The sequence below is a fragment of the Saliniramus sp. genome, assembly GCF_035311605.1.
GTDB lineage: Bacteria > Pseudomonadota > Alphaproteobacteria > Rhizobiales > Beijerinckiaceae > Saliniramus.
Genome location: NZ_DATGCW010000125.1, coordinates 1 through 4,455 on the forward strand (window position 1 = coordinate 1; position 4,455 = coordinate 4,455).

General features: G+C 65.7%; 5 protein-coding genes. 1 reads left to right on the forward strand and 4 read right to left on the reverse strand.

What is annotated here, in order from left to right:
• Nucleotides 1-132 precede the first annotated feature (132 nt).
• On the forward strand, nucleotides 133-996 hold the full coding sequence (locus tag VKP01_RS06275) for a CoA ester lyase (RefSeq protein WP_324411307.1): 864 nt from the start codon (nucleotides 133-135) through the stop codon (nucleotides 994-996).
• Here the strand turns inward: VKP01_RS06275 and VKP01_RS06280 are convergent.
• The 4 genes from VKP01_RS06280 to VKP01_RS06295 form a co-directional block, all read right to left on the reverse strand.
• Entirely contained in the window at nucleotides 980-1,606 is a 627-nt protein-coding gene (locus tag VKP01_RS06280; protein ID WP_324411308.1) for a flavin reductase family protein, read from the reverse strand. The two genes, VKP01_RS06275 and VKP01_RS06280, sit on opposite strands and share 17 nt — an antisense overlap.
• Nucleotides 1,607-1,715: 109 nt before the next feature.
• Nucleotides 1,716-2,327 (reverse strand): nitroreductase, encoded by a 612-nt coding sequence (locus VKP01_RS06285; protein ID WP_324411309.1) that lies wholly within the window; start codon nucleotides 2,325-2,327, stop codon nucleotides 1,716-1,718.
• 72 nt (nucleotides 2,328-2,399) lie between these two features.
• A complete protein-coding gene (locus VKP01_RS06290; protein ID WP_324411310.1) occupies nucleotides 2,400-3,215 on the reverse strand; it encodes a tetratricopeptide repeat protein in 816 nt (271 codons plus the stop codon).
• A partial coding sequence (locus VKP01_RS06295; RefSeq protein ID WP_324411311.1) for a dihydroxy-acid dehydratase occupies nucleotides 3,202-4,455 on the reverse strand: 1,254 nt, incomplete at its 5' end. The genes VKP01_RS06290 and VKP01_RS06295, both read right to left, overlap by 14 nt.

The following is a 4,455-nucleotide window of genomic DNA, read 5'->3' on the forward strand; positions in this document are numbered from 1 at the left end:
CCAAACGCGAATCCCGCTCCCGCCCCAATGCGGGCATCGTCGATTTCATCCACCGCACTTACAAGCAGGACGGCACGCTCGTAGCCGAGTGCCGCCGCCAGGCCTTCATGCGCAAGCGGGAGGCCTGATCCGATGCGCTCCTATCTGTTCGTACCGGGCGACAGCGCCCGCAAGCTGGAGAAGGGCCTCGGCAGCGGTGCCGACGCCCTGATCATCGATCTGGAGGATTCCGTCGCGCCCTCGGCCAAGGAGGCCGCCCGGCAGGTGACGGGGGATTTCCTGCGTGAAGCGAAGCGCACCGAGAGCCGCCCGCGCCTGTTCGTGCGCGTCAATGATCTCGCATCGGGCCATACCGCAGCCGATCTCGATGCGGTGATGGAGCCAGGCCCCGACGGGATCGTCCAGCCCAAGGCCTGTGGCGGCGCCGATGTGGCGCATCTCGCGGCGATGATCGCCGTGCGCGAGGCGGAATACGCGCTTGAAGACGGCAGGACGAGGATCATGGCGATTGCCACCGAGACCGCCCGCAGCATCTTCGCGCTGGGCAGCTTTCGCGGCGCCAGCCATCGCCTGACCGGGATCGCCTGGGGAGGCGAGGATCTGTCGGCTGATCTGGGCTCGGAGAGCAACCGCGATCCGAACGGGCATTATACCGATCCCTACCGCCTCGCGCGTTCGCTCACCCTGATGGGGGCGGGCGCGGCGGAAATCGACGCGATCGACACGGTCTATACCAATTTCCGCGAACTCGATGGGCTCGCAGCCGAGTGCCGCGATGCGCGCCGTGATGGATTCGTCGCCAAGATGGCCATCCATCCGGCGCAGGTGCCGGTGATCAACGAGACCTTCGCACCCACGCCGGAAGAGGTTGCACGGGCAAAAGCGATCATCGCCGCTTTCGAAGCCGATCCGAATGCCGGCGTCGTCGCCATCGACGGGGAGATGATCGACATGCCCCATCTCAAGCGCGCGCGCCGGCTCATGTCTCGCGTTTGAGATCACCACCACCGGCGGGGCGCGCGATGGAGAATTTCGCGCTCTCCTGCGCCACGAAATAGTCCTTGTAGCCGGCCCGTGCGATCGGCTTCATCGCGGCGGTATCGACCATGCCGTCATGGATGAAGGCGTCGTCTATATGGATACCGATTACCTGCCCGATCGCCATGATGTAGCTCGCCTCACCTTCCAGCGGTTCCAGCGGCAGAACGCGGATGAGCTTGCATTCCAGCGCAACGGGGCTCTCGGCCACGCGCGGCGGCCTCACGAGGCGCGAAGGTGCTTTGGTCAGGCCGGCATGGTCGAATTCGCTCTCACCGCGCGGCAGGGGCGCCGAGGTCGCATTCATCGCGTCGCGCAGATCGAATGTCGCCATGTTGCACACGAACTCCCCCGTCTCCTGCACGAAGGTGATCGCATCCTTGTAGCCGCCGGACGAAAAGCACACCATGTGCGGCTTGTCGGAGACCGCGTTGAAGAAGGAATAGGGCGAGAGATTGATGGCGCCCGAGGCGCTCATCGTTGTCACCCAGCCGACAGGGCGCGGCGCGACAAGCGCCTTGAACGGATCATAGGGCAGCCCGTGGCCCTGCGCGACTTCATAAAACATCGGGTTCGAACTCCTGCGACGATGGTTTCGCTTGCAACCTATACCCAGGCTGTCCGTAGGGGAACCGCCCGGCCCGCCGGAGGCATGCAAAGGCCGTTTGCAGCACGCGTCACGCCCAGGTGACGATATCGGCGAGATCGGGACGCGCGCGGTGGCTGCGCTGCGCATCGCTCGAACCGATATGTACGTATCCGGCAATACGCTCATCAGCGGCGAGGCCGAGTGCATCGAGGAAACGCCGGTCGAAGGCGATCCACTCGGTGATCCAGTTGGCGCGAAAGCCCATCGCGGTGGCTGCGAGGATCAGGTTCTGGCAGGCAGCGCCGGCGGAGAGCACCTGTTCCCATTCCGGGATCCTGGGATGCGGGCGGGCACGCGAGACCACTGCGATGACGAGGGGTGCACGCTGCAGCAAGCCGCGCGCCTTCTCGATCTGTGCCTCATCGCTGTCGGGATCATCGCCCTTGACGATTGCCGCCGCTTCGTCGCCGAGCCGGGCCCGGGCCTCACCTGTGATCACCACGAAACGCCAGGGCGCGAGTTTGCCGTGATCGGGCACGCGTGCGGCGATGGTGAGCATTTCCTCGATCTGCGCACGATGTGGTCCCGGCTCGTCGAGAAGGCGTGCGCCGGTCGAGCGGCGGGTCTTCAGGAGTGTCAGCGTATCCGGGCTGTCGCCGGTGAAATGGGTCTCGGCTTGTGTTGCTGGCTGATCGCTCATCATGTCCTCCCGCGTGGCCGTTCCGGCATATCCGAGGCGGGAGGGTGCGCGCAAGCCGCAGATGGCGCCCGATCAGCGTCGGCGGCGCAGGAAATCCTCGAGATTGGCCAGCGCCGAACGGCGCTCGGTCTCGCTCGCCTCGGTCACCGCTTCGTCGTAGAGATTGTGGATCCAGGCTTCACCGCCCGGATCGGCGGCATCGCGGGCGAGCGTCAGCCACATCAGGCCCTGCGAGCGCTGCCGCGGCACGCCGATGCCGTTGACCAGCATGTGACCGAGCACGGCCTGGGCGGGATAATGGCCTTTTTCCGCCGCGAGGTTGAACCAGCGCGCCGCCGTGCGCGAATCTTCCGGCACGCCCTTGCCGTCGAGATGCAGGCGCGCGATGGCGTATTGGGCATTGGCGTCGCCGAAGAAAGATGCGGCGTAATGAAACATCTCGTAGGCGCGTGCACTATTGGCCCGCACATAAGTCACGGGGATTCCTTCGAGGAAATATCTCCCCAGAGCCACGAAGGCAGCGGAGACCACGGAGGCCTCGCCCGACCCGGGGAAGGTGTCGTGGTTGGAATCGACGATGCGCGAGAAATATTCGAAGGCACGCAGATCGTCATGCTTCACGCCATCGCCCGCAGCATACATCGAACCGAGCTTCCACAAGGCCAGCGTATGCCCCTGGCCAGCGGCGAATTCGAGGGCGCGGACCGCCCCCGTCTTGTCGCCGGCATTGTATTCGCGCACGCCCTCGCGCAACGCCTCACGCACGGAGGCGAAGGGCGAATCCTCCGGCAAGGGCGCGGCGGAACCGCGCCCGTCCAGGGCCAGAGCAGGGCCTGCTCCGATCAGGAGGAGGCAGAGCGTGACAAGCGTCGTCCTAGATATCCGCATAGCACTGCTTTTCCGCGGCGCCGCCCGGATGGGTCACCGCGCCTTTCTTTGCGGAACCGACCACCTGCGCGAATTTCCACAGCACGCCCGAGGCGAATTTCGTCTCGCGCGGCTGCCATTCGGCGCGGCGGCGTTCAAGTTCCTCATCCGAGAGATGGACATCGAGACGGCCCGTCACCGCATCGATCTCGATGATGTCGCCATCCTTCAGGAGCCCGATCGGCCCGCCCACGGCGGCTTCCGGCCCGACATGGCCGATGCAGAAGCCGCGCGTGGCGCCCGAGAAGCGTCCATCCGTGATCAGGGCGACCTTGTCCCCCATACCCTGTCCGTAGAGCGCGGCTGTCGTCGACAGCATCTCGCGCATGCCGGGGCCGCCCTTGGGGCCCTCGTAGCGGATGACGAGAACCTCGCCTTCCTCATACTGCTTGTTCTTGACCGCCTCGAAACAGGCCTCCTCACCGTTGAAGCAGCGGGCCGGGCCCTTGAAGCTCTGCTTGTCGGCCGGCATGCCGGCGACCTTCACGATGGCGCCTTCGGTCGCGAGATTGCCCTTGAGGCCGACGACGCCGCCGGTCTTGGTAATCGGCTTGCCGGCGGGACGGACGACGTCCTGATCCGGGTTCCATTTCACCGATTCCATGTTCTCGGCGATGGTGCGTCCGGTCACGGTGAGGCAGTCGCCGTGAAGATAGCCGTGATCGAGCAGCGTCTTCATCAGGAGCGGGATGCCCCCTGCCTCGAACATGTCCTTGGCGACATAGCGCCCGCCGGGCTTGAGATCGGCGACATAGGGCGTGCGGTAGAAGATTTCGGCCACGTCGAAGAGATCGAAATCGATGCCGCATTCATGCGCGATCGCCGGCAGGTGCAGGGCCGCATTGGTGGAGCCGCCGGATGCGGCGACGACGGTGGCGGCATTCTCCAGCGCCTTGCGGGTGACAATGTCGCGCGGGCGGATATTGCGGGCGATGAGCTCCATCACCATCTCGCCGGCGGTCATGCAGAACCGGTCACGCAGCTCGTAGGGCGCGGGCGCGCCGGCGGAATATGGCAGCGCGAGGCCGATCGCCTCGGAGACGGTCGCCATCGTATTGGCCGTGAACTGCGCCCCGCAAGCGCCGGCGGAGGGGCAGGCGACCTTCTCGAGCTCGGCCAGATCCTCGTCGGACATGTTGCCGACGGAATGGCGGCCCACCGCCTCGAACACGTCCTGCACGGTGACCGGCTGGCCCCTGAA

What these genes read in the sequence shown, in the direction of transcription:
- VKP01_RS06275 (WP_324411307.1), top strand. Translation starts at nt 133, where the DNA reads ATGCGCTCCTATCTGTTCGTACCGGGCGACAGCGCCCGCAAGCTGGAG.
- VKP01_RS06280 (WP_324411308.1), bottom strand. Translation starts at nt 1,606, where the DNA reads ATGTTTTATGAAGTCGCGCAGGGCCACGGGCTGCCCTATGATCCGTTC.
- VKP01_RS06285 (WP_324411309.1), bottom strand. Translation starts at nt 2,327, where the DNA reads ATGAGCGATCAGCCAGCAACACAAGCCGAGACCCATTTCACCGGCGAC.
- VKP01_RS06290 (WP_324411310.1), bottom strand. Translation starts at nt 3,215, where the DNA reads ATGCGGATATCTAGGACGACGCTTGTCACGCTCTGCCTCCTCCTGATC.